The sequence below is a fragment of the Shewanella halifaxensis HAW-EB4 genome (genome assembly GCF_000019185.1).
Lineage (GTDB): Bacteria > Pseudomonadota > Gammaproteobacteria > Enterobacterales > Shewanellaceae > Shewanella > Shewanella halifaxensis.
Genome location: NC_010334.1, coordinates 4318500 through 4343972, shown reverse-complemented (window position 1 = coordinate 4343972; position 25473 = coordinate 4318500). Strand labels below are relative to the sequence as shown.

Sequence of the window (25473 nt, the reverse complement as noted above, 5' to 3'; positions counted from 1 at the left end):
ATAGGGTTAGTAGAGTTAGATTGCTAACGCCAAAAGAGCAGAGCTTGTTAGGCCGATTTTATTCGGCCTTGGCTCTGCTTTTTATTGGCTATACTTTTTACTCGCTAAAGAGTGCATCGAGTAAGCCAAAAAAAATCCACCCTAATGCGGTGGATTTCTATTTTTAACGCTTTATTAGTGCCGAAAACACTACCACAGCCCTTTAGATTTTACCCGTCTGGCTCGCTCAAGTTGAGTCTCTAAGCTGAGAGTGTCATCATTCGCAGAGTTATTATTAGCAAGAGCAGTAACAGAGACTTGGGCTAATTGGCTAGATAGGTTTTTCATCTGAGTCATTAGTTTATCTTGGCCCTGCTTAAGTTGATCAAGCTGGGTGCTAAAGTCTGCCTGATGCTGCCCATTCTCTGAGGTTGCAGCAGAGTGACTTACTGTAGTGTGAGTGAGCACACTGCTTAGCTGTTCCTGCCCTTGTAGCATTAGCTGTTGTAACTGCGCTAACTGCTGCTCAATCTCAGTTAAATCTACAGCCTCTGTTTGCTTGACTGGTAAGCTCGCAGCGTTAAGCATGGCGCTCAGTTTTTGCCACTGCTGCTCAGACAACCCATTATCTTCACTCGTTTCTAAAGACAGACCCGCTGCGCGAACTTGGCACGCTAAGGTTTGGCTGTTCACCTTGTCTTGTAACAATGTTTGGGTGAGCATGGACGGCAACTGCGGCGCCAATTCATGCAGGAATAACCCCGACAGATAGAGATCGCGATGAAACTGAATACGGCGCTGCTGCACGATATCAGTCTCATCATTACGATCTTTTTCCTGCTGCTGCCAACACCTTAGTCTTTTTATGGCGTAGCTGTGGCTGTCGTAGAGTTCAGGCTCTAGACCCACATTGAATCGAATGCGCATAAGTGTCCTTTTAAGCCGCGTCGCTTGGCTCTGCTGCATGGTAGCAACAGATCTCGCGTGATAACGCTTCTTGAGGATCTTTCACCATAACAATTTTATCGCCCAGCGACGGATACGCATCACGAATCGCGCTTTCAATCAGCATGGCGCCGCCACCCACTAAGTAGATGCGGTTCGGGTTGCGGGTGAAGGTTTTAGCTTCATAGGCCACCGCCGCGCCGAGTTCGGCAATCTTGTCTTCGATACGCTCTAGCACCCAGTCGACCTTGCTGATATCGTTGATCACCTCTTCAACAAACTCACGGTTATGACGACGCTTAATTAGCTCGTTAGCCACCAAGTAACTGGCGTCGCTGTCTGCCGCTGATAAGGCTTTTCTCGCCGCATTGGTCACCATAGATACGCCAATCTCAGCATTACCATACACAGCCGACACATCGTCAAATTCGCCAACAATCACGCCCATATCTAGGGTGGTACCGCCGCAATCGATAACTAGAGACTTGGCAAACTCATTAACGCCTGAGTCCATCAATGTGGTCAGCACAGCTGGTAGGCTTTCTGGTAATACTTCAACGTCGACAATAGTAAATAGCTCGCCCTTGTTAAGGGTGATTTCTCGCATTAAGTTGGCTTTCTTGCGAGCGATATTTTCTTCGTTCTTCTGGCAATCGTCAGCTTGGTAATACTCGGTGATAGGTAGAGTGACCAAAATGCTCACCGGACCGGGCTTCACGCCAGTTTGTAGCAGGGCATGGTGTACTGATAATAGGTTTAGGTCATCATATTGAAAGGCAACGTGGGTCGTCGAAAGCGCCTTATCAGATGTGGCATCGTAGGTGTATTTAGTCGATGCGATTTGGTAGTTAAAGACTTTGCGGTCACTAAGCAAAGCCGCGCTCTTCCAGTCCTTACGAAAAGAGTTAGGTGAGGTAACGCTACGAACTTGGCCGTTGTCAATCCAGCTGATTTTTACGTTGGTAGAGCCATCATCGATAGCAAATTTCGTCATGCTCGAATGCATTACAGTTCCTTAAAATAAACCCAATTTTGCAAGTTAATGCGACCACAGGATTGAAGAACTGAAATCTATTTGTGATTTATTTTTTAAGCCTGATACTTGAGTTGCAAACTTAGCGGTTTATCGCCTAAAAAATCATCAGCTAGCTATCATGTTGTTTAATCGACACTGGCCTCGACAATATTCCACTCGGGTAGCTTCTTTTTAATGTCGTCGCTTATTTTGGCGGCGTCGCCTCTAATCACGATATAAGGCGCGTTGTTAAATACCGAGGCGGCAATCTGTTGCAGCTGCGCTGGCGTGAGGTTTGCTAGCCTGGCGGCCTCTTGTTGCTGCCGCTCTGGTGTATATCCGCGAACTAACTGCTTAATACTATCGAACTCTACGGCGCGAAAATTGGCTTGGCGCAGCATCTGCTGGCTAGTGAGATAGTTCTTTAAGGCGCTGACCTCGGCAGCTGATGCGGGCGTTTGGGTTGCCAATGCTAAATGATCTAACACGCCGCTGATAAAGGCACCTGAGTGTTCAAGCTTAGTGCTGCCATAAAACTTCAGCGTACGTGATAACGGGTTATCGAAGCAGCGCCCATAAATGCCGTAAGTTAAGCCGCGCACTTCACGTAGATCATAGTAAAGCCGTCCTGAAAAGCTGCGACCAAGCCAGCTGGCCAGTAGTTTGCAGTCTTGAGTCGATGAGAGGTGACGATTGCTGGCATCCAGCGGATAGCCGATCCTCACTTGAGTCTGCACGCTGCCGGGCGCATCAATCAGATACAAGGTTTTATTGCTATTGCTTAGGCTTACCAGTGGCTTAGCTTGCGCTAGGCTTGCTGTGTCGCTAGCTGCATTTTTAGAGGGGGCAGCATCTTGTGCTGGGAGCGCATTTTTAAAGGCGTCTTGCTGAAAAGCTATCACTTCAAACTGCTTGGCGAGTGCGGCGCTAAACTCCTTTTCAAGGCTGTTGTTAGCACCAAGCTCAAGGCTGTTATTAGCAAAAAACGCCCAATTAGCTTGCGCCAAAATGGTGTCTCTGACGCGGTTGAGTTTGGCTAAATTCAGCTTGTCGGCAAGGGTTTTATCGTTGAGTGATTGATTGTAAACATGTTGCTCACCGAGAATTTTCTTAGCCCACACATTATCGATTTCGGCGCCGCTATAGGCGTTGATATGTTTAGCCAATTTTAGCTGTCTGCGCACATTGGCTATGTCTATTTCGTCAAAACTGCCTACTTCATCAAAACTGCCTGTTTGGTTAATGCTAGCGGCTTGCCAAAACTGCATCAATAGCTTGGTGGCTAAGCTTGGCGAGTCGGGGCAATCGATACTAATGGTCAGGCTGTGCATACTTGGACGAATACTCAGACTCTCGGCGCAGGCCAGTGTTGATTGCTGTACTAACCAAGCCCTCTTCTCCTTAAAGGCCTGCACTAATACATCTAAATTTGCCATCGGCAAGTTGCTGTAGGCCACTAAAGAGAGATGGTTTAGGCCCGATAAGGTGTCATCAAACAGGTATAGATCAAGTTTAGGCGTGACAGAGACTGGTTCAGAATAGGGCAACTCTTGATAATTAAGCGACGTAATCTCTGGTGCGCCCTGTAACTTATCAAATACTGGTAACTGCGGTTCAGCGGTTGGGGTAAATGTTATCTGGGTTTGCTGGCAGCCCAATAGACTGAACATTACGCCCAGCAGCAGTGTGCTACACGCCAGTGGCTTCAGATATGGCTGCATCTGTTGTTTCAACTCTTGTTTCAGCTCTTGTTTCATATATGGCTTCATCACATCACGCTCTCTTCAAGGCTGTCGGTCATCCCCTTAGGCAAAAATTCTAAAATCGACTTAGTGGCGCGAATATACCAAGGCGGAAGCAGGTCGAGGCGGACGCTATTTTGGCTGAAATAGCGTTGGGTAATAGCTTGTAGTTGTGCCGGGGTAACGGCGTTAATTCTTTGCCAAGGCCCGGTCAGTGGATGAAGCTTATCTTGTGGCGCAGTGGCCGAAAGCGCCTTTGCCAGTTGTGACTGCGAGTCTAAACCAGATAACGCCTTATTGAGCCAAATTTGCTTTAACTGACAAAGCTGTGCATCGGTTATCGGCTGCGCAGTCAAGGTGTCGATTAAGTCCTGTACATTTTCAGTGAGCCTATCAAGCGAAGTGCGCGCGCGGCACTAACACCAAGTTAGTCATGCCGTGGTGGGTCATGGTTAACGGAATGGAGTAACTTAATAGTTGGTCTGGATCGGTAAGGCTAGTGGCTTGAATGAGGCTGGCTTTGTTTTGAAACAGATAGGCCTCCAGTAGCGCAATCCCCGCTGCATCTGCTGAATTTGAGCCAGCGGTGTGCCAGGCAAAGAGCACTGCTGGCCAAGGGCCGCGTTCATCGATGATTTCGCCATGCACAGGCTTTGGCGTTATCTTAAGGTCGCTCAGCTGCGCCTGTTCGATTTTTGGCGCTTGCCAGTCGCCAAACTGCTCATCTATCCAAGATTGGGTTTGTGCGGGAATATCGCCAACCAAGCTTAACTGCATGGCGTCGGGGCGATAATAGCGCTGATGAAAGGCGTTTAGGCTATCGGGCGTGGCCGCTTTGACATCGGCAACACTGCCTATTACCGCATGGCCATATGGCGTGCCCTCAACTTGTGACAGTAAAAACTCCATCGCTTTGCGCACATAGGGCTGATTATCTATGCTGGTGGCCATCTCTTCGAGCACCGCTGCTTGCTGGTTTTTTACCGTGGTCTGGTTCAAGCTTGGGTAGCGAAAGCGGTCGGCTTCAAGCCATAAACTCAGCTCGAGTGCCTGAGAGGGGATCGTCAGGTAGTAATTGGTGAAATCAAAAAAAGTACTGGCATTAAACTGACCGCTTAAGGCGCTCATGGTCTGAGTATAACTGTCGCCGGGGGCATGTTTACTGCCCTTAAATAGCATGTGCTCAAACAGGTGGGCATAGCCGGTTTGGCCTTTTACTTCATTGCGCGACCCAACATCGAACTGGCTCGCAATAGAGACGGCCTGAGTGCCATTAATCGCGAGAGTGCGCAGTTGCAGGCCATTATCGAGCTGTCGATATTGAATTTTCTGTTCGGCATCAAATAGCGGCTTGGCGAGTGTGCTTAGTTCACAGGATTTAGGGGAGAGTTTATCTTGCGCACTCGCAGGAAAAACGACAACTAACAGTGACAGGGCTGCAAAAGTGCCTGCGGCGACATGGGACTTATTAGCTGTAATGCAGCTTGCTATTAATCGCTTCAATTTAGTCTCAATTCCTTTTAAACCTCTTCAACATCCAGTTCAAGCATTCATCAACATGATAATTTATATCAGCTTAACTGCGCTTACCCTAACCCTAACTTATATCAACTCAAATGGGCGGTTCCCTCGCTCAGAATGGAGATATTGTCATTTAATGCCGATGCGCTTGGCAAGGCGGTGCAGGTTGCCTGAGTCGACATCTAGCGCCCTCGCCGTAGCCGCCCAGTTATTACCGTTACCGACTAATGCTTGGCGAATATATTGTGCCTGAAATGCTTCGGTAGCTTGCTTAAGAGTTTGATTATTTGTTTGATTATTTGTTTGGTTTTGGCCTTGAGCTATCGCCACGCTATGGCTGGCTTTTGTTACGGTTTTAAATGCGCTATCAAGCTGAGGTGAGTCTTGCCCTCGCAGATCAAAGTGCTGCGGGGTGATCACTGCGGTATCGGACTGGGACTGAGCTCTAGATAATACCGCGGCGCGGCGCAGCACATGTTCGAGTTCGCGTACGTTGCCCGGCCAGTCGTAATTATTTAATAGGCTAATGCTGTCAGGGCTCAAGCTTAGGCTCTTTAAGCCTAATTTTTCTCTGCTGCGTTCGACAAAAAATCCGCTTAATAAAATCACGTCGCCTTCACGCTCGTTTAGCGGTGGCACAAGAATCGGAAATACGCTTAAGCGGTGATAAAGGTCGGCCCTAAAGCGTCCGGCCAAGACCTCCTGCTTAAGATCTTTATTGGTGGCGGCGATGATCCGCACATCCACTTTTAAGCTCTTATCTGAGCCAACCTTTTGCAAGTCGCCATACTGCAATACCCGTAATAATTTTGACTGTAATGATAGCGGTAACTCGCCTATTTCATCTAAAAATAGTGTGCCGTTATCGGCAATTTCAAATTTACCGCTACGGTGACTAATCGCGCCAGTAAAGGCACCTTTTACATGACCGAATAACTCACTTTCGGCGACGGATTCAGGCAGCGCGGCACAGTTGAGGTAAACCAGCGGTTTGTTTGCCCGAAGAGAGTGCAGATGGATAGATTTAGCAACCAGCTCTTTACCGGTTCCGGTATCGCCTAAAATTAAAACGTTAAGATCGGTACTGGCCACCACGCTAAGCTCATTTTGCATCGCTTGCATGGTGGGTGACTGACCAATAATTTCAACTTCACTGTCGCTGCTATGATTAAACGATGATGGCTCTTGCGATTGCACCGCCTGTTTCTCTAGCTTCTCGATAAGTAGTGCATTATTGAGTGACGCCGAAGCGATAGCGCTGAGTGTGCGCAGCTCTTTATCGCTAAAGCTGTTGAATTGCTCTGGGTTGAAACCATCGATAGTGACAGCACCGATGAGCGCGCCGTTGGCGACCAAGGGTAGGCCAATACAGGCATGCACCATCAGATGGTCTTCTTGATGGGGTATGAGTCCATCATAAGGGTCGGGCAGTTCACTGTCGGCAGGAAAGCGCACCACGTCACCTGCGCGAGCAATGGCTTCAAGGCGAGGGTGCTCCGATAGAATAAAGCGTCTGCCGAGCACATCTGGGCTTAAGCCATCGATAGCTAGCGGGGTGAATTGTTTACCACTAAATTGCAGCAATGCCGCCGCGTCACAGTGCAAGGTTTGGCGTATGGTATCTAACAGACGAGAGAAGCGGTCGTGGTCGGACAGGCCTGAGGTGATATCCAGTGCGATACGAGTCAGATCGCTTTGATTAAGGGCCATGGTGCTTCTCCATTGATTAATCGGCAAATACTGTTATCTCGCTTAGTGCTGAGCTTGAAGTTAGTAATGCTGTCTTTTTTACAGTATCAAATTCTGCTGTTTATATGTCAATTATACAGCCTTTACTTGAGTTGAAAGCCCATAAGGCTAAGAGTTTGGGTTGGCGACCTTCAAACAGGGCTGATTTAAACCTGATGAAGAGATGCAAATAAAAATAAGGGCCTCCATAAAGAAGCCCTTATTACTGAAGTATAAATAGCTTTAATGAAGCATTTTCGTTAGTGACCTAGTCACGTTCATCCCAGTCTTTACCGTCTCTGCTTTCCCTATGACCTAGCATCTTCTTTAAAACCTAAGCCTTTGCTGATACTTGTTCATCATCAATCACAGTTAGCGCTTTTTTCTTAGCGAGTGCTTTTTTGATGATATCGAACAGGAACCAGCCCATGAAGATGCCGCCGAAACTGAACAGTACGTCACCCGGCATACGCATCCAGACTAAGGTCTCAACTAGTGGGCTGTGGATCACCTCTGGTGAGCGAGCAAACCAGTAACCGTGGTCGATAACCGCAAAGAACTGCACGATTCCCACGGGGAGTAGCGAGATAAACACCATGGCGGCTAAGCCAATATTCATGGTCCAAAATGCACCTTTCAGTAGCTTTTCATTCCACTGCATCTGACCCGTTAGCCCGCGTAGACAGAATAACATCAGTCCCATACCTAGCATGCCATATACACCCATAAAAGCGGCGTGGGCATGAGTAGCAGTAGTGTTCAAACCTTGAATAAAGTACAGCGCGATAGGTGGATTAATTAAGAATCCAAGTATACCTGCACCAACTAAGTTCCAGAACGCGGTGGCGACGAAGAACATAATTGCCCACTTATAACGGATCATCCATGGGCTTGCTGCGCGTAAGCGGTAGCTTTCAACCGCTTCGAATCCAATAAGTGCTAGCGGTACCACTTCAAGGGCCGAGAAGATTGCGCCCCAAGCAATCACTGATGTTGGCGTGCCGGTAAAGTATAGGTGATGCAGGGTGCCGATTAAGCCACCAGTTAAGAAGATAACCGTGGCAAATAATACTGCAGCGTTAGCGCTTCTAGCGCGAATAAGCCCTAGGCGTACTAGCATCAGAGCGATGACAGAAGTAGCAAAGGTTTCAAAGAAGCCTTCAACCCACAGGTGAACAACCCACCAACGCCAGTATTCGGCAATGGCTAAGTTAGTGTGTTTGCCCATAAACAGGCCGGCACCGTAGAACAGACCAATGGCTACACATGAGGCGTATAGCACCCAAATGACCGGACGCATCTCATTTTTCACTTTGAGCGCTGGGCGCATTGATGCCGTCACCAGCGCTAGCCAGATTAGTAGACCTGCTAGCAGCAACACCTGCCATATGCGGCCAAGGTCGATGTATTCATACCCTTGATGACCAAAGAGGAAATTCATATCCAGATCGAAGTACTGCTGCACGCCAATCCATTCACCCGCCATCGAGCCAAGCACCACAATCACCAGCGCCACCCAAAGCACATTAACGCCTAAACGTTGGTACTTAGGTTCGTAGCCTGAAAGTGCAGGAGCAATATAAAGCCCTGTGCCCAGCCATGCGGTCGCAATCCAGAATACGGCTAGCTGAGTATGCCAAGTTCGGGTAACTGAATAGGGCAGAATTTCTGCAAGGGGGATACCATAGAAGTTTTGCCCCTCAACCGCGTAGTGTGCGGTGATACCGCCCAGCAATATTTGCAGTAGGAACAGGCCTATAGCTGTGACAAAGTATTTACCAACGGCGCGTTGAGACGGTGTAGGCTTGTTGTAAAACAGTGGATCTTGCTCTGCAGGTGTTGGCAAGCTCTCGTGTTTACCGGCGGCGTGATACCACACTAGCGCGCCAATACCTGCAATCAAGGTAACGATACTGAGAATCGACCAAACCACGTTGTCAGAGGTTGGGGTATTACCAATTTGCGGGTCAAACGGCCAGTTATTGGTATAGGTATAATCAGCATCGGGTCGCTCAGTTACCGCAGCCCAAGCGCCCCAAAATAGGAAAGCATTTAGCTGTTCACGGCGCTCAAGATTTGGCACCGTGCCCTCTTTCATCGCATACTGTTCACGCAACGATGACAGCTTAGGGTCATCACCAAACAGTGCAAGATAATGCTGCTCAACCTGTTTAATTGCTGCGATGCGCGTCGCTGACAAACTAATTTCAATTTCACCATTGGCTTTAGTGATGACACTATTTTTGCGAATATCTTCACGCAGCGCCTGTTCAAGCCCCGCCTGTTGCTGAGAGTCAAGTTTGGCAAACTCGGTGTTAAAGCGTTGCTTAGCCGTAATATTTAACCACGCCTGTGCTTCATGGTGCAGCCAGTCAGCGGTCCAGTCGGGTGCCACGTAGGAGCCGTGCCCCCAGATAGAACCCAGTTGATGCCCCCCCATAGAGCGCCAAACCAGTTGACCTTGTTCCACATCGTTTTGACTAAATAGTGTTTGTCCTTGGTTATCGACAAAAGCCGTCGGGATAGGTGGCTTTTCTCGATAAATTTCACTGCCGATACTCAGTAGTACAGTGAAGGATGCAATTAGCACGAGTAGTAGTGCGATTGCGGTTATTCTTTGTTTGCTCATATTTCCTCTTAGCGCAAATTTTTTTGATACAGGCGAGCCCTGTTATAGCTAAACTTATGCCAGTTTTGTTAATCTTTGTTTTTAAAGGTTTTATCATGAAATTAGGTTTTGGTGGGTTTTTTTTGTTGTCATTTTGACTGTGTTTCAGCTGTCTATTTGATAACGTTCTTTGTCGAATTGACATCTAAGGGGGAGGGGAGAATTAAGAAATCAAGCTGCGCTTGATAAAGTAGAGAGTTAGACTGCGTCTAACAACTAAGGTCGTGAGCTTCCAGCTCACACACGGGCAAGGGGGGGACAACAGCTTCCCCCTCTAGCATCTCCCGCGCCGACGAAATTACATGCATTAGATACGGGCCTCGTACTTATAGATAAATCGCTAACGCTTCCGATGGGGCATCCTGCCCCGCGAAAGCTAGCCTGACATTCATGTCTGGACTTACGCGACTCTGGTATATAAAGCGTTTTCAACGCATTTCGGCAACTTCGATGGGGAAATGGTGTTTTCCGTTAGTTTAGAGAGGGGAGGTCCTGTGTTTATCTATCTTAGAAATTTAATCTGATATTGGTTTTACATTACTCATTGAAAGTATTGTGTTTAATTTTTATCTCGTTTCTTGAATCCATTCTAAAACTACTTATTTGAAGTTTATTTTTAATCTTGCGAACCGTTTTCGTGCTTCAGCGCCTCTTAATAAATATGTCGTGGTGTTGGAGCAATGCCACATTCTAAAAATAAACAGAGTTATAAAAGTATGAATAAATATATTAGTTCAATGATCGCAGGATTTGTCGCCACCATCGTATTGTCACTTTTGATGCTTATGAAGCAAGCAATGGGGTTAATGCCTGAGTTAAACCCAATCATGATGCTTAGTAATATGGCGCATATGAAAATGGGTCTGCCAGAGTCTATGGTGGTTGGCTGGATGGCTCATTTTATGATTGGCACCTTTGTCTGGGGGCTTACATTTTCGTTACTGTTTAAAGTATTACCAGGTAGTTGTGCCATTAGTAAAGGCGTCGCGTTTTCAGTATTGGCGTGGTTTCTTATGATGATTCTGCCAATGCCTATGTCAGGTGCTGGCCTATTTGGAGTTAATTTGGGAATGATGGCACCAGTGATGGCACTTGGAATGCACTTAGTCTGGGGTGTGGTGTTGGGATACGTATATGGACGTTTAGTCAGTAAAGGCTAATAAGCGATATTAAACTAAAATCAGTAATGTCGGACAGTGATAATACTTAAGCTGTAATGCAGCACTGATGAATGACATTATATTTAATTAATATATTGATATAGACATCAATAGGGTAAATTATGAGCGTAGCTGCTAACAACCGAAATGATTTAATTATGGCCGCACAAACAGGAGACACCAAGGCTCTGACTCGTTTGTTAGCCGTTTGTCAGCCAGACGCTCGTCGTTATGCTTATAAGCATTGCCATGCTAGTGATGTTGATGATGCGGTTCAAGAATCATTGCTAATTATCACGCGTAAAGTTGGCGGTCTTAAAGCCGCCGCAGCTTTTTCCTCTTGGTTATTTACCGTGATTAAACATGAATGTCGAAAACTCTCATCTAGAATGTTCAAACATGAACCTTTACCTGATGAAGTCGCTGAGGAGTTATTGTTATGTCGCTCTGACCATGAGTTAAGAGTTGAACTTATAAAGGCATTTGAATCATTGCCAATCCATTATCTTGAAGTGGTATTGCTCAGAGATTTTGAGGAGTTAACAATTACTGAAATGGCAACACGATTAAATGAGCCGACGGGGGCGGTCAAAAGTCGCTTGCATCGCGCACGTGAGCTAGTCCGTGAATATATGATTGCACCAGACTAAATAGCCTAGCTTGTTCGCAATAAAAGGGGTTAAGGATGACATTTGTCCATAAGACTAAGGCTGTACAGCTATTCCTATCTGTTAGAAAAGGATTGTCTCTTTAGCCATAACCAAAAGCTGAAAGGATATATTTTTTTACAGAAAACATTCTTTCCCATCGAAGTTGCCGAGATCATTGAAGAGCTCTTGTAAATAGAAAGTCGTGAGCGAGGCATGGATGCCGAGGTTGCCTTAGGTGAGCCATGGTCTTTCTAGTGCATCCATGCACTTAAAGACATTCTGACTTCCTAACTATCAGATGGCGATTCAGAGGCGATAGCGATTTTTGAAAATAAATGAGGATCAACAACTTCGTCACGGCGCAGCTTGATACCTTTAGCTTTGCTAGAACCTAGAACCTATTTATACAACGAAGCATCACCCTTATTCGGCCGTGTCTTAAACCGTCTATGTAACCACATATACTGTGACTTATTGCGGCTAATAATCTCTTCGATAATCTTATTACCGCGCTTAGCATCTTCAATCTCATTCTCGCCGGGAAAATTTTCTAGCGGCGGCTGAATTTCAATATTGTAGCCGGTGTCATCACTATTTCTCTCGACGAAGAAAGGTAACACTTTGGCTTTACCAAGCCTTGCTAAGGTGGTGGCGCCGGTAATTGTAGCGGCTTCGGCAACATTGAAGAAGGGAATGAAAATAGCGCTTGAGCGGCCAAAGTCTTGGTCGGCGGTATACCAGATAACATTGGGCTCTCGCAGACTACGTACCATCTGGCGTAGGTCGCGCTTGGGCACTAAGGCCTTATTCGAACGTAGACGACCTTTAACCTGCAGGTACTCCATCACAGGGTTGTTGTGGGGACGGTAGACACCAACACCGGGCTGGAACTGACCGAAAATTCGAGCGCCCATCTCTAGCGGCAGGCAATGCACGGCAAATAGAATCACCCCCTGACCACTCGCTAATGTCTGCTCAACATACTCTTTGCCCTTAATGGTCATGTGCTGCTGAATTTTTTCATCAGACCACCACCAAGCATTGGCGGTATCGAAGATGGCTTTACCGGTTTGCTCGAAGTTTTGCGTCAGTAGATGCTGTATTTCACTCTCAGTCATATCGGGAAAACAGAGCTCAAGGTTGCGTCTTGCGGTCTTCACTCGACTAGCAACCAATTTCATCCCGAGACGGCCAATTGCAGCGCCCATCTTCATCTGAATTCGAAGTGGTAATAGCTGGGTTAAACGCATAAAGCCCACGCCTAACCATATGAGCCAATACTTGGGATGATAAAGGTGAGATGTAAATTGAGCTTTTTCGACCACGTAATACTCGAATGCATTGAAAATTTACTCATTATTCTAACTCAAAAGTGATTAAAATTAGGTACAATCAGAATTAAATTTTGTGAAAGATATAGGCGTTATGAAGATTTCTCTGCCAGCATTTGAAAAAGCCAAAGTTCTCGTTGTCGGTGACGTGATGTTAGATCGCTATTGGGCGGGGCCTACAGCGCGGATCTCACCAGAAGCGCCTGTACCTGTCGTAAAGGTTGAGCAACTTGAGGATAGACCCGGCGGCGCGGCGAACGTGGCGATCAATATTGCGACTTTAGGTGGCAGTGCAAGCCTTGCGGGTATTGTCGGTGAAGATGAAACCGCTGATGCGCTGACCTTGGGTATTCAAACCCTTGGGGTTGAGCCTAACTGGCATAAAGTGGCGGGTAAGCCGACCATCACTAAGCTACGTGTGATGTCACGTAACCAGCAGTTACTGCGTTTAGACTTTGAAGAAAGTTATACCCAAGCTGAGAGTGAGGCGCTGCTTGCTAAAACGCTACCTGAGCTAGATAAGGTCGACGTGGCAGTGTTATCTGATTACGCTAAAGGCGCAATTATTTCTCCACAAAGCTTTATCCAAGCGGCTAACGCTAAAGGCGTAAAAGTGTTAGTCGATCCTAAGGGCAGCGACTTTTCAAAGTATCGCGGCGCTTACCTGCTGACGCCAAATATGAGTGAGTTTGAAGTGGTCGTCGGCAAGGTTGAGTCGGAAGCTGACTTAGTGGCTAAGGCGCAAGGCTTGTTAGAAGCTTATGACTTTACTGCCATGCTAGTGACTCGCTCTGAAAAAGGCATGACCTTAATTACTCGCGATCAACCTGAGCTACATATTCCTACCGTGGCTCGTGAAGTTTTTGATGTCACTGGTGCGGGTGATACGGTGATTTCAGCATTGGCTACCGCGATTGCTGCGGGTAGTGACTTGCCACAAGCCTGTGCTATTGCGAACACGGCGGCGGGCATTGTTGTGGCTAAGCTTGGCACATCGACAGTGACCCGACTCGAGCTTATCGAAGCGTTATCTTTAAGCCATGGTGAGACAGGTTTTGGCGCGGTCAGTGAAGATCAACTTGCCTATGCTCTTGAGCAGGCAAAGCTTCGCGGTGAACGTGTGGTGATGACCAATGGCTGTTTTGATATCTTGCATGCTGGCCATGTGAGTTACCTGCAACAGGCTCGCGCCTTAGGCGATCGCTTAATTGTAGCGGTTAACACTGACGCTTCGGTTAAGCGCCTTAAAGGTGAAGGACGCCCTGTTAACACCGAAGATAGACGTATGACAGTACTTGCCGCGCTTGCATCTGTGGATTGGGTGGTACCCTTCACTGAAGATACACCGCAACGCATCATCTCGCGCTTACTACCTGACTTACTGGTTAAAGGTGGCGATTATAAGGTGGAAGATATTGCTGGTGGCGCAGAGGTGATGGCTGCAGGTGGTCAGGTCAAAGTGTTAGGCTTTGAAGATGGCATCTCAACCACGGCGATTATCCAAAATATCATGGCTAATCAGTAACCATTGATGATTAGTCGATAGTTAGTGACGATAACCCCAAATGATAAGCTCGCTCGCCGCGACGGTTGCAACGACTTCTGCAACTGCAATTTTAGCTACACATATGGTAGCGGCAGACATGACAAGTGGCTTTTTATGGACCGATATCGGCCCTAAACAAGCCCTTGTTTGCGAGCTACATCAGCTGGAAGCCTGCGCTGCACAGCTTCCTCCATCTGCGCGTAATCAACTTCCTACTCGGCTCAACGACTTAGAGTACCTGCTCGGTCAGCGGGGTGCTATGGTGCTGCCTCTACGCCATGCTGATATTGCCGGCTTAGTGATCACCGATTTTCGCTCGTTGCCTAACCAGCAGACGATTAACTGGGGCGTAGGTCATTTCGCTTTGCCGCTTAAACAGCAGGCGCTGTTGACTTACTGGCACGAGCTTGGCCATCTGTATGCCATTGACGCGTTAAGCCGTCCGGGGCAAACGATCACCAGCCCCTATCAGCACGAGTGGTTGGCGGACTTGTATTTAGTTTGGCGTATTGCGCGTGAGACTCAAAGCTTTGAACTGGCTTGGCAGCAGTACCATCGGCGTAATCTAGCCGTGATGGCAGACAGCGAGTTTATGTCTCACTGGTCGGTCCCCGTGTTAGCGCAGGTACTTGAGCGCTATTCGGTCGAGCAGTTGCAGCAATTTTCCCATTTTCATCAGTTTTGGGCTGATGTTTCCCCTAAATTACAGCTGCATGACACCGATACGCTTAATGAGTTTTCAAGCCTTATTCAGCGTACTTTCGGGGCGGGAACGGTACAACCTTTGCCAAGCTATATGTATTGGCGCAAACCTAAGTTGGGCGAATATTTAAAGCCAACGCTGGTTGAGGTGATGGGACAAAGTGAAGCCACTGACTGGCTTAGCTCGCAGCAGATGACGGCTGAGTGAGAACTGAACGACAGCTGAACAGAACTTATTGATTTAGGAATTCATGAAATGCTTTTGCTAGAGTAAGCCCATGTCGATTTCAGTGAAGTGCTCTTATGGCAAAACGTTCAAAAATCCAAACTAAGCAAACCGTACAGCAGATCCTTGATGAGGCGATGAAGCAGATTTTGGATCTGGGTTATGATGCCATGTCTTATTCAACGCTGTCTGAGGCAACAGGCATTAGCCGCACAGGGATAAGCCATCATTTCCCCCATAAAATCGACTTTCTGAAACAGCTAGACTCACGCATTGCTAACCTGTTTATCGAGCGTTTAGATTTCTCCTGTATTCAGTCGTTGCAAACATCTTGGAAAAACGCCCTAAAAATACCCTATTTTAGGGCGATAATAAGATTGTTCTTCTCTATCTGTGGTTCTAATCAAGTGGATGTAGAGCGTTATAAAGCCATTAGCTTAGCCAGTGACAAAGCGCTGAGTGAGCTCGGCGAGCAGGGACGTTTATTGGTGAATGCTCTAGTTGGACAGAGCGCATTAGCGCTATTTGGCCAGCCCAATGAGGTTAATCGCTAATAATTCGTCACTATCAAGGAAAGGCCGCAATAGCAGCAATGCCGGTAAGTTAGGCTCAAACTTGATTAATAAACAAAAACTAAGAACCCTGCATAAGCAGGGTTCTTTGCTTTAAAAGCGATAAATCACGAAGCGCTCACTTCGTTTGCTACACCGAGGGCACGAAGAAAAGAAAAAGTTCGGGGTGGCTTTTCTTCGTGCTCTTCGTGTCCTTCGTGGTCCATTCTTATCTTTCGAGGTTAGCAATTTTTCTTTGGGTCACTTCCTTAAGTGAACGGCATTATCGTAATAGCAGCTTTTTATAATCAACATTAACTTAATATTAGAAGTGCCACTGTAGGTAAACACTCTGATAGTTACTGCCACCGCTAATACGGCCGAAGGCAGAGCTCGACTCGAAGATCCCCGATCTATGGTGGATGCTATAACCAAACCACATGTTGTCCATCTTGGCCGAGTTAAAAACATCTCCTACATTGACGTCGAGCGAGAAGTCTAAGTAGTTAAGTAACTTCGAGGGCTTATAGTCTTTTTGATCCAGCTCGCTTCCCTCAATATGGGTCACGCTACTAACATAGGACAGACCTTCTGCCACACCGAGTCTAAAGCGTGGGCCCAGCTCGAAGGTGTAGAAAGCCTTAACTGCAATCACTGCCTCGGCAAGATTATTTTGTACCTCTGAACTATGGTGCCAAACTAGGCCCGGAGTCAGGTACAGGTCGATAGGCAGGTTAAACAAGCTATCGGTCAGCTGTGTACCGTAAAATGCTGAGGTCATCTGGTTGTTGTAAGGGTCGGTCTTAGTCTGCCATTTCAAGATGGCATTAAGGTTCGATGGTGTTGCCCAACCGTGGGCGATACGCAGGTATTCGCTGCCCTCTTTGCGCTTAGTTGGCGCAGGTTGCGCCGAGTATTTTTTGCTATTGGGCTCTGGGAAGAAACCGAAGCCAAAGAATGACTCATACTGAAAGCGATTATTAATGGTTGGCAGATCATAAACATCATCTTCAAGGCGGCCAACGCCAAATTGGCCGAGCAGGTATAAGTTACTAATCACATGGTAGCGCGCTTTGACGCCGGCATTGAAACTCACACCACCACCAACTTCATATTGGCCTAAGCCATAGTAGTAGTCATTAAAGTCGGCACTTTTCCATTGGAATTCGGCGTAGGGTTTGACCTTCCAGTCACTGGACTCCCAGGTGTATTGAGTGCGGCTGTAGCCGTAACTGCGTTTGTTTGAGTCGGATAAAAAGGCTAAGTCGAAATCCCACTCATCTTTAACGAAGCGGTACTGCAGACCAAAGTCAAAGGCTTGCGACTGTGATTCGTTTTGTAACTCCTTGGGGATGTCGACAAAACGAAAACGAGTGTAGAGGTTGACCTGATGATTATCGTTTTTCCAGATATGGCCCGCCGCTTCCATACCATTGATATAGAAATAATCATTCTCAAAATAGATTAGAGGCAGGGTGTCGTATACCTCATCCTCTTCCGTAGCATAAGGAATATCGCCGCGGCGCATACCAATACCGATCCCCCAGTTATCGCTCCACTGGGCGATGGGTTCTTCGATAGCCTCTTCATTAAGCTGAACTGGAGGTGGAGGCATCTTAGTCTCAGATTCGCTACTGTCGGCGGCCTGCACAGTAGTCATTAGGGCGAGAAGGAGTAGGCTAAGAGACAGTGGTGTCAGTATCTTGAGAGTCATATTCTTTTTCTTTTAGCGCGGGTATTGGGATCTAGAGTACTGGTTTTTAACCATGAATTACATAGTTTTAACATGGATGGGTTAAATAGAGCTTAATACTCTTGTTGAGTAAAAATAAGTTGAGTAAAAAGAAAGGCCGCATTAGCGACCTTTTAGATGTAGAGCAGTTAAAGCTTAGCCTTAATCGGCTTCTTTTAAGCTTTGGGTCAGTTCAACAATGGCTTTCTTACCATCACCAAACAACATCAAAGTGTTATCCATGGCAAACAGTGGATTAGGTAAGCCTGCAAAGCCAGGGCTGAGTGAGCGCTTAACCACAACCACGGTTTTAGCTTTATCAACGTTTAGAATAGGCATGCCGTAGATTGGGCTGCCCTTATCTTCACGTGCCATCGGGTTGGTTACGTCATTGGCGCCGATAACGATAGCCACATCAGTTTGTTCAAACTGTGGATTGATCTCATCCATCTCAATCAACTGCTCGTAAGGCACTTCGGCCTCAGCCAGTAACACGTTCATGTGACCCGGCATACGACCCGCAACAGGGTGAATCGCATAAAGTACCTGTGTGCCACGCGCTTCCATGATAGAAGCTAACTCACGCACGGCGTGCTGTGCCTGCGCCATGGCTAAACCATAACCCGGAACAATCACTACGCGCTCGGCGGTTTCTAGTAGCATGGCGACCTCTTCTGGTGAAGAGGAGGTGACTTTACCAGCATAAACTTCATCAGCATCAATGGTTTCGCCGCCTTCGGCCATCACACCAAATAGCACGTTAAACAGTGAGCGGTTCATCGCCTTACACATGATTTGCGTCAGAATAATACCCGATGCACCCACTAAAGAACCCGATATAATCAGTACGGTATTGCCGGTGATAAACCCTGTGGTTGCCGCCGCAATACCTGAATATGAGTTAAGTAGGGCAATAACCACAGGCATGTCTGCGCCACCGATAGGCACGACCAGCAGCAAACCTAACACCAGTGATACGGCAACTAAGGCGTAGATCAGGTTAGTGTTGCTTGGGTCCATCACGATAGCGATAGCAAGACCAATGGCACTGATAAGCAAGAGTGCGTTAAGCACCTTGTTACCCGGTACCTTGATTGGGTTACCCGAGATAAGCTCCTGCAGTTTGGCGAATGCAACAAATGACCCCGATAATGTGACCGCACCAATTATCACTGTCGCTGCAATAGAAACGAGTGCTACGGTATGGGTCGCCGATTGTGGATCAATAAAGTTAGCTAGGGCAATGAACAGTGACGCGCCGCCACCAAAACCATTGAGCATCGCCACCATCTGTGGCATTGAGGTCACTTGGATCTTGGTCGCCATAACCGCACCAATCGTGCCACCCAGTAACACACCGGCAATAATCCACTCGTAGCTTAAAATGCTTTGGTCAAACAAGGTGACCACTACAGCAATAAACATACCGAGTGCAGAAAGTTGGTTTCCTCTAACGGCTGTACGTGGTCTCGTTAGACCTTTAATACCTAAGATGAATAAGCATGAAGCTACCAAGTAGGCGAGGTAAATAATCGTCGTACTCATAGTGGCTTATTTCCTTTTAAACATCGCTAACATGCGGTTGGTTACCATGTAACCGCCCACAACGTTGATAGTGGCAAGTACGACGGCAATAAAGCCTAATACGTTAACTAAGATCCCACCGCCAGAACCCGCTGACAGTAATGCGCCGACTAACGAGATCCCCGAGATCGCATTAGAACCCGACATTAATGGCGTATGTAAGGTGGGCGGAACCTTAGTGATCATCTCAACGCCCAAGAATACCGCGACCACAAATAGGGTTAGTAACAATAAAATTTCCATTATTTAGCCTCCGGTGCAGATTCGCTTGTGGTTGCTACCAATTCAGGTAAGCCTAAAAGCTCGCGTAAACGCGAACTGGCCACTTCGCCTTGGTAGGCAACCACGGTGTCTTTGATGATCTCATCTTCAAAGTCGAGATTAAGCTCACCCTCTTTGCTGACAAGTAACTTAAGCAAGTTTTCAATGTTAGTGCCGTACATCTGGCTGGCATGATTTGCTGCCGAGCCAGGTACATTTGATGGCCCAAGAATGGTCACACCTTTGTAAACCACCTCTTTATCAAGTTCTGTTAGCTCACAGTTACCGCCAGTCTCGGCGGCAAGATCGACAATAATGGTGCCTCTCTTCATACCATCGACCATCTCTTTGGTGATGAGAGTTGGCGCTTTTCGACCAGGGATCGCAGCGGTAGTGATAACGATATCTTGCTGGGCAAGTACGTTGGCCATCGCTTGTTGCTGACGCTTAAGGAAGTCATCAGATTGCTCTGCTGCGTAGCCCCCTTTGGTTTCGGTGTTTTCGGCTTCAAGATCAAGCTCAACAGGCTTAGCGCCTACCGAGATGATCTGCTCGCGAGCGGCTGGGCGAATATCATAAGCCTCAACCACAGCCCCTAAGCGTTTTGCGGTGGCGCAAGCTTGAAGGCCTGCAACACCCACGCCCATGATAAAGGCACGAGCAGGCTTTAAAGTGCCTGCTGCCGTCATCATCATAGGGAACAAACGCGGCGCTTTATATGCGGCGAGAAGCACGGCTTTATAGCCCGCGATAGTTGCCATTGACGACAAGATATCCATGCTCTGTGCGCGAGTAATTCGTGGCACAAGCTCAAGTGCAATTGCGGTTGCCCCCGTTTCTGCGATCGCTTGGGCATTTTCTGGATGCGCTAACGGATCCATCATGCCAATCACAATTTGCTGTGGTTTGATAATCGCTTTTAACTCTGCAAGTTGCTCATCTTTAGCGTTAACAACGGTGATGATGTCGGCATCCGTTAAGACTTGTTCACGAGACACAATCGATGCACCTGCTTGGATATAATCTTCATCAGTAAAACCAGCATTATTACCAGCGCCACTTTCAACAAGAACTTGTAGATTATTTTTAAGTAGTCGAGCCACATTGGCAGGAATAATCGCAACGCGACTTTCACCTGCGTGACTTTCTTTGGGTAGACCTAGCTTCACAAAGGTAAACCTCTCAGTTGAGGACATTCGTAGGAACAGATGTCATTTATTTTTTAGGGTGCTTATTGTGGCGGCTCTACATTTAGACACAAGCGCATATTTTTCAATATCCAATTTTCAGGACTTATTAGACTTAAAAGTTTGCGCTGCAGCACACTTTTCAATGGAAGTTTGCACTTAAAGCGCCTGTTAAAAATGGTTTGTTTGAACTACCTATTACTTTTGTAGCTTAATTTCTGAACTTTGTATATTCCAAAATCGAATTAAAAATTATCTTTTATTCTTTTTTTCTTTTTCCAGGAGGGGATAAGCTTGCTGACATTACACTGATACAGGGCCGTTTCCATGTTGTTAAAAGAGCTTTCATCACTCGCTTCGCCGCTATCTGCTGGCCAAGTGGATAAGTTAAAGCAGCTCACTGCAGAGCTGAGTGCCGTGCAACTTGCTTGGGTGAGTGGCTATCTTGCTGCAGCATCTGAGCAAGGCGTGGCGGGTGCGCCACAAGTCGGGGGGAGTTCTGAAGCTAGTTCGCAACCGGGTAGCGAGCAAACTATCAGCATACTTTACGGCAGCCAAACGGGTAATGGTCGTGGCATTGCTTCTGAGCTTGCCGAAAAAGCACAGGCACAAGGCTATGCGGTCAACTTAGTGTCTATGGGGGAGTATAAGACACGTCAGCTTAAGCAAGAGAGCTTATTGCTATTAGTGGTCAGTACCCATGGTGAAGGTGAAGCCCCTGATGATGCCATCGAGCTGCATAAATTTTTAAGCTCTAAGCGCGCCCCTAAACTGGATAACCTAAATTACTCTGTGTTGGCACTGGGGGATTCGAGTTATGAGTTTTTCTGTCAAACGGGTAAAGATTTCGAGTCTCGTCTTAACGCATTAGGCGCGACGGCCATTGCGCCATTGGTTGAGTGTGATGTTGATTACGAAGAGCAATCACTGCAGTGGCAAGCGGATGTCCTAGAAGCGGTTAAACCGTTAGTACAGAGCAGCAGCGCAAGCGTAGTTTCAATCGCCAGCACTCAGGCTGTGACTTCAAGTTTTAGCAAACAAAAGCCTTACACCGCAGAGCTACTCGTGAGTCAAAAGCTGACGGGGAGAGATTCTGATAGAGATATTCGCCATGTTGAAATTGAGCTGGGTGAATCGGGTATTCAATATCAAGCGGGTGACGCCTTAGGTGTGTGGTTTACTAACTCACAAGCTCTAGTGACTGAGCTGCTTGAAACATTAGCGCTTAATGGTGATGCGCAAGTGACTATCGGTAAAGAAACATTAACTTTGCGTGATGCACTGACAAATAACAAAGAGCTGACGCAACTTTATCCGGGTTTAGTGACTGGATGGGCAGAGCTAAGCAAAAGCGGTGAGTTACAAGCAATCAGCGCCGATAAAGCCTTAACCCGTGAGTATGTGAATAACAACCAAGTGGCTGACTTAGTGCGTCGATACCCAGCGTCTGTGACCGCCGAGCAGTTTGTCGGCCTACTGCGCAGTATTACTCCAAGACTTTACTCTATCGCCTCGAGTCAGGCTGAAGTGGAGTCTGAAGTGCACTTGACCGTGGCACTGGTTGAAGATGAACGTGACGGCGTCACTCGCTTTGGTGGGGCATCTCAATTCCTCGCAAGTGCCGAAGAGGGGCAAGAAGTGCAGGTGTACGTAGAGCCTAATCATCACTTCCGTTTACCTGAAAACCCAGACACGTCAGTGATCATGGTCGGCCCCGGTACCGGTGTGGCCCCTTTTAGAGCCTTTATGCAAGAACGTGCAGCGCAAGGGGTAGAAGGTAAGACTTGGTTGTTCTTTGGTAATCCCCATTTCGAGCAAGATTTCCTCTATCAAACTGAGTGGCAGCAATACCTGCAATCTGGTGAGTTATCTCGAATCGATTTGGCCTTTTCTCGCGACCAACAGCATAAGATTTATGTGCAGCACAAGATCGTCGAGCAGGGTGAGGCGTTGTGGCAGTGGTTAGAGTCTGGCGCACATTTTTATCTCTGTGGTGACGCCGAGCGTATGGCCAAAGATGTGCACCAAGCGCTGCTAGATGTGGTCGTTAAATACGGTAATAAAACTGAACAGCAAGCGGCCGAGTACCTAGAAGAGTTAAGAGCGGCTAAGCGTTACCAAAAAGATGTCTACTGATTTAAACAAGCAAAGCAATGATCAGCGACGCTAGGGTTTAACTGGCGCGAGAGCAGAAAAGAATTTGAAGAGAGTACCTTGCCATGAGTGAGCAAAAGTTAGCAGTAAATGAATACCTAAAAACCGACAGTGATTACCTGCGCGGTACGATCCAACAGGGTTTGAATACCGCAGTCACCGGTGCATTTAGTGAAGGCGATCAACAGTTGATCAAGTTCCATGGTTTTTACCAGCAAGACGATCGCGACCTGCGTAACGAGCGAAAAGAGCAAAAACTAGAGCCTCTATATAGCTTTATGTTGCGTGCTCGTGTGGCGGGTGGCGTATGTTCGCCAGAGCAGTGGTTAGCGGTCGATAAAATTGCCTCGAACCTGACAAGCGCAAACAGTATCCGTTTAACGACGCGTCAAACGTTTCAGTATCATGGTATTCCCAAGCGTAACCTGAAGACGATCATTCAAGATCTCGACAGAGAAGCGTTGGACTCTATCGCTGCATGTGGTGATGTAAACCGCAACGTGATGTGTAACCCAAACCCCGTTGAGTCTAAGCTGCATCAACAAGCTTATGCTTATGCAAAACAGCTATCGGATAACATGTTGCCACATACCAAGGCTTACGCCGAGATCTGGCTCGATAACGAGAAGCTTGTGACCACTGAGGGGGAAGAGGTGGAGCCGGTTTACGGTCAAACCTATCTGCCACGTAAATTTAAGATGGCGGTTGCCGTGCCGCCAGATAATGATGTGGATGTTTACACTAACGATCTGGGCTTTATTGCCGTTGCCGAAGGTGATGAGTTAGTAGGCTTTAATATGGTAGCGGGTGGGGGCATGGGCTCGACCCATGGTGAAGTCTCGACCTTCCCACGCTTGGCTGATGACTTTGGTTATATTAAGGCCGAAGATTCCTTAAAGTTTGCCGAAGCGGTGATGACGATTCAGCGTGACTGGGGTAATCGTGAAAACCGTAAGTTATCACGCCTAAAGTACACCATAGTGAAGCATGGGTTTGAGACCTTTAAGGCTGAAATCGAGGCGCGCACAGGCATTAAGTTTGAGCCTAGACGTGATGTGGTGATTGGCGATCGCGGTGACCGTTATGGCTGGAAGCAGGGCGTCGATGATAATTGGCACTTAACCCTGTTTATCGAAGGCGGCCGTGTTAAAGACTTACCGGGTCAGCCGCTGCAAACAGGCCTAAGAGAGATAGCAAAAATTCACAGAGGTGATTTTCGCATGACCTCAAACCAGAATATGATAATTGCTGGGGTAGCGAGTGCAGACAAGGAGCAGATTGAAGGCTTAGCAAGACAGTATGGCTTACTCGGCAAGCTTATCACCGAAACACGTGGCCACTCTATTGCCTGTGTGGCATTGCCAACTTGCGCACTGGCGATGGCCGAAGCCGAGCGTTATTTCCCCGACTTTTTGACTAAGGTTGAGGCGCTGCAACAAAAGCATGGTTTCCTCGACCAAGGCATCGTTATTCGTATGACGGGTTGCCCTAATGGCTGCGCTAGACCCTTTGCGGCTGAAATTGGTTTAGTGGGTAAAGCGCCTGGTCGTTACAACCTCTATTTGGGCGCCAGTTTTGAAGGTACACGTCTGAACAAATTATATCGTGAAAATATCCAAGAAGCGGAGATCCTTGACCAATTAGATACCCTGTTTGCACAATATGCTTCACAGCGCCAAGCGGGTGAAACGTTTGGTAACTACACCGTGCGTAGCGGCGTTGTTGCGGCTGTAAATGATGCGGCTAAGGACTTTCATGGTTGATACTCATAATATTGCTGATCCGGTGATTACATCAACTGCGCTCAAGGCGTTATTGAGCGCGCCTAAAGTAGAGCAGCAAGCAGAATTAAAGCGAGTCAATGAGTTTTTGGCTCAGCTGACACCGATTGAGCGGGTGCGCTGGGGATTAAATTACTTGCCGGGTAATCATGGGTTATCGTCAAGTTTTGGGATCCAAGCGGCGGTAATGCTGCATATGGTTAGCGCTGAAAAAGCGGATATCCCAGTGCTGCTCACCGATACCGGTTACCTCTTTAGCGAAACCTATCAATTTATCGATGAGTTGACCGCAAGGCTATCGCTTAATCTCAAGGTGTATGCATCGCCTTATAGCGCTGCGTGGCAAGAGGCGCGCTTTGGTAAGTTGTGGGAGCAAGACCTAGACGGTTTGGATAAATATAACCAGATCAACAAAGTTGAGCCTATGCAACGAGCCTTGGCTGAGCAAGAGATTGGCACTTGGTTTGCCGGGTTGAGGCGTTCTCAATCGAGTACTCGTGAGGCTCTGCCGATTTTGGCGATTCACGGCCAGCGCTACAAAATCCTGCCAATTATCGATTGGAACAATAAACAGGTGCATGAGTATTTAACCGAGTTTGAACTGCCTTACCACCCATTATGGGAGCAAGGTTATGTCTCTGTGGGCGACACCCATTCGAGTAAGCCGCTAGAGCTGGGAATGAGTGAAGAGGAGACGCGTTTTAATGGATTAAAGCGTGAATGTGGTCTGCACTACGATATCTAATCTTGCAGTTAGAATGGCTCAGGTTATCGAGTTGCTAAGTGGCACAATCGTACCACTTGCGGCGCATGATTATAATGTTGCATGCAAAATGCCATTTTTTGTAAGCTGGTGTTACTAAAGGGGTTTAGTTCTTTAGTATTAAACTTTGTTTATTTTTGTACATTTTTACTCACAGCGTTATGCACAGCTATTTTTTTGGGCTATAGTTTTAGATTCCCGTAGATGGTTTTAGGGAACTGTTCTGTGTCGGCCTAACTGGGTCACG

At 47.3% G+C, this 25473-nt stretch carries 20 protein-coding genes; 8 read left to right on the top strand and 12 right to left on the bottom strand.

Annotated features, from left to right (window positions below; genetic code table 11):
• Window positions 1-189: 189 nt before the first annotated feature.
• The 7 genes from SHAL_RS18405 to SHAL_RS18380 form a co-directional block, all read right to left on the bottom strand.
• A complete protein-coding gene (locus SHAL_RS18405) occupies window positions 190-906 on the bottom strand; it encodes a hypothetical protein (protein ID WP_012278621.1) in 717 nt (238 codons plus the stop codon).
• Between the two features lie 10 nt (window positions 907-916).
• Window positions 917-1930 (bottom strand): plasmid segregation protein ParM domain-containing protein, encoded by a 1014-nt coding sequence (gene parM / locus SHAL_RS18400; protein WP_012278620.1) that lies wholly within the window; start codon window positions 1928-1930, stop codon window positions 917-919.
• Between the two features lie 155 nt (window positions 1931-2085).
• On the bottom strand, window positions 2086-3708 hold the full coding sequence (locus SHAL_RS18395; RefSeq protein WP_012278619.1) for a M16 family metallopeptidase: 1623 nt from the start codon (window positions 3706-3708) through the stop codon (window positions 2086-2088).
• Window positions 3708-4037, bottom strand: a complete 330-nt coding sequence (locus tag SHAL_RS23505; protein WP_223296211.1) for a hypothetical protein — start codon at window positions 4035-4037, stop codon at window positions 3708-3710. The genes SHAL_RS18395 and SHAL_RS23505 overlap by 1 nt, the downstream gene beginning before the upstream one ends.
• A 37-nt stretch (window positions 4038-4074) precedes the next feature.
• On the bottom strand, window positions 4075-5184 hold the full coding sequence (locus tag SHAL_RS18390; RefSeq protein WP_223296210.1) for a M16 family metallopeptidase: 1110 nt from the start codon (window positions 5182-5184) through the stop codon (window positions 4075-4077).
• A 147-nt stretch (window positions 5185-5331) separates the two neighbouring features.
• Window positions 5332-6912, bottom strand: a complete 1581-nt coding sequence (gene norR, locus SHAL_RS18385) for a nitric oxide reductase transcriptional regulator NorR (protein WP_012278618.1) — start codon at window positions 6910-6912, stop codon at window positions 5332-5334.
• A 352-nt stretch (window positions 6913-7264) separates the two neighbouring features.
• Window positions 7265-9559 carry a nitric-oxide reductase large subunit gene (locus SHAL_RS18380; RefSeq protein WP_012278617.1) on the bottom strand — a complete coding sequence of 765 codons (2295 nt, stop codon included), beginning with the start codon at window positions 9557-9559 and terminating at the stop codon, window positions 7265-7267.
• A 755-nt stretch (window positions 9560-10314) separates the two neighbouring features.
• Here SHAL_RS18380 and SHAL_RS18375 point away from each other — a divergent pair.
• Together SHAL_RS18375 and SHAL_RS18370 are read left to right on the top strand one after the other, a co-directional pair.
• Window positions 10315-10758 carry a DUF6789 family protein gene (locus SHAL_RS18375; RefSeq protein WP_041416574.1) on the top strand — a complete coding sequence of 148 codons (444 nt, stop codon included), beginning with the start codon at window positions 10315-10317 and terminating at the stop codon, window positions 10756-10758.
• Between the two features lie 122 nt (window positions 10759-10880).
• Window positions 10881-11408 (top strand): RNA polymerase sigma factor, encoded by a 528-nt coding sequence (locus SHAL_RS18370; RefSeq protein WP_012278615.1) that lies wholly within the window; start codon window positions 10881-10883, stop codon window positions 11406-11408.
• Between the two features lie 398 nt (window positions 11409-11806).
• Here the strand turns inward: SHAL_RS18370 and SHAL_RS18365 are convergent, their stop codons facing one another.
• Complete coding sequence (locus SHAL_RS18365; RefSeq protein ID WP_012278614.1) at window positions 11807-12733, bottom strand: LpxL/LpxP family Kdo(2)-lipid IV(A) lauroyl/palmitoleoyl acyltransferase; 927 nt, start codon at window positions 12731-12733, stop codon at window positions 11807-11809.
• 100 nt (window positions 12734-12833) lie between these two features.
• Here SHAL_RS18365 and hldE point away from each other — a divergent pair, with 100 nt between their 5' ends.
• From hldE to SHAL_RS18350, 3 genes are all read left to right on the top strand, one after another.
• On the top strand, window positions 12834-14264 hold the full coding sequence (gene hldE / locus SHAL_RS18360) for a bifunctional D-glycero-beta-D-manno-heptose-7-phosphate kinase/D-glycero-beta-D-manno-heptose 1-phosphate adenylyltransferase HldE (protein WP_012278613.1): 1431 nt from the start codon (window positions 12834-12836) through the stop codon (window positions 14262-14264).
• Between the two features lie 40 nt (window positions 14265-14304).
• On the top strand, window positions 14305-15195 hold the full coding sequence (locus tag SHAL_RS18355) for a hypothetical protein (RefSeq protein ID WP_012278612.1): 891 nt from the start codon (window positions 14305-14307) through the stop codon (window positions 15193-15195).
• Between the two features lie 95 nt (window positions 15196-15290).
• On the top strand, window positions 15291-15767 hold the full coding sequence (locus tag SHAL_RS18350) for a TetR family transcriptional regulator (RefSeq protein WP_012278611.1): 477 nt from the start codon (window positions 15291-15293) through the stop codon (window positions 15765-15767).
• A gap of 322 nt (window positions 15768-16089) precedes the next feature.
• Here the strand turns inward: SHAL_RS18350 and SHAL_RS18345 are convergent, their stop codons facing one another.
• The 4 genes from SHAL_RS18345 to SHAL_RS18330 all read right to left on the bottom strand — a co-directional run bounded on the left by SHAL_RS18345 (window position 16090) and on the right by SHAL_RS18330 (window position 20510).
• Window positions 16090-17478, bottom strand: a complete 1389-nt coding sequence (locus SHAL_RS18345; protein WP_012278610.1) for a MipA/OmpV family protein — start codon at window positions 17476-17478, stop codon at window positions 16090-16092.
• Between the two features lie 180 nt (window positions 17479-17658).
• Window positions 17659-19041, bottom strand: a complete 1383-nt coding sequence (locus tag SHAL_RS18340) for an NAD(P)(+) transhydrogenase (Re/Si-specific) subunit beta (protein ID WP_012278609.1) — start codon at window positions 19039-19041, stop codon at window positions 17659-17661.
• Window positions 19042-19047: 6 nt separating this feature from the next.
• Window positions 19048-19323 (bottom strand): NAD(P) transhydrogenase subunit alpha part 2, encoded by a 276-nt coding sequence (locus SHAL_RS18335; RefSeq protein WP_012278608.1) that lies wholly within the window; start codon window positions 19321-19323, stop codon window positions 19048-19050.
• Window positions 19323-20510: a Re/Si-specific NAD(P)(+) transhydrogenase subunit alpha gene (locus SHAL_RS18330; RefSeq protein ID WP_041416571.1), complete on the bottom strand. Its 1188-nt coding sequence runs from the start codon at window positions 20508-20510 to the stop codon at window positions 19323-19325. The genes SHAL_RS18335 and SHAL_RS18330 overlap by 1 nt, the downstream gene beginning before the upstream one ends.
• A 345-nt stretch (window positions 20511-20855) precedes the next feature.
• Between SHAL_RS18330 and SHAL_RS18325 the strand changes: the two genes are divergently transcribed.
• The 3 genes from SHAL_RS18325 to SHAL_RS18315 all read left to right on the top strand — a co-directional run bounded on the left by SHAL_RS18325 (window position 20856) and on the right by SHAL_RS18315 (window position 25208).
• Complete coding sequence (locus SHAL_RS18325; RefSeq protein ID WP_012278606.1) at window positions 20856-22664, top strand: assimilatory sulfite reductase (NADPH) flavoprotein subunit; 1809 nt, start codon at window positions 20856-20858, stop codon at window positions 22662-22664.
• Between the two features lie 83 nt (window positions 22665-22747).
• Window positions 22748-24445, top strand: a complete 1698-nt coding sequence (gene cysI, locus SHAL_RS18320) for an assimilatory sulfite reductase (NADPH) hemoprotein subunit (RefSeq protein ID WP_012278605.1) — start codon at window positions 22748-22750, stop codon at window positions 24443-24445.
• Window positions 24438-25208 carry a phosphoadenylyl-sulfate reductase gene (locus SHAL_RS18315; RefSeq protein WP_012278604.1) on the top strand — a complete coding sequence of 257 codons (771 nt, stop codon included), beginning with the start codon at window positions 24438-24440 and terminating at the stop codon, window positions 25206-25208. Before cysI ends, SHAL_RS18315 begins: the two co-directional genes overlap by 8 nt.
• Window positions 25209-25473 lie beyond the last annotated feature (265 nt).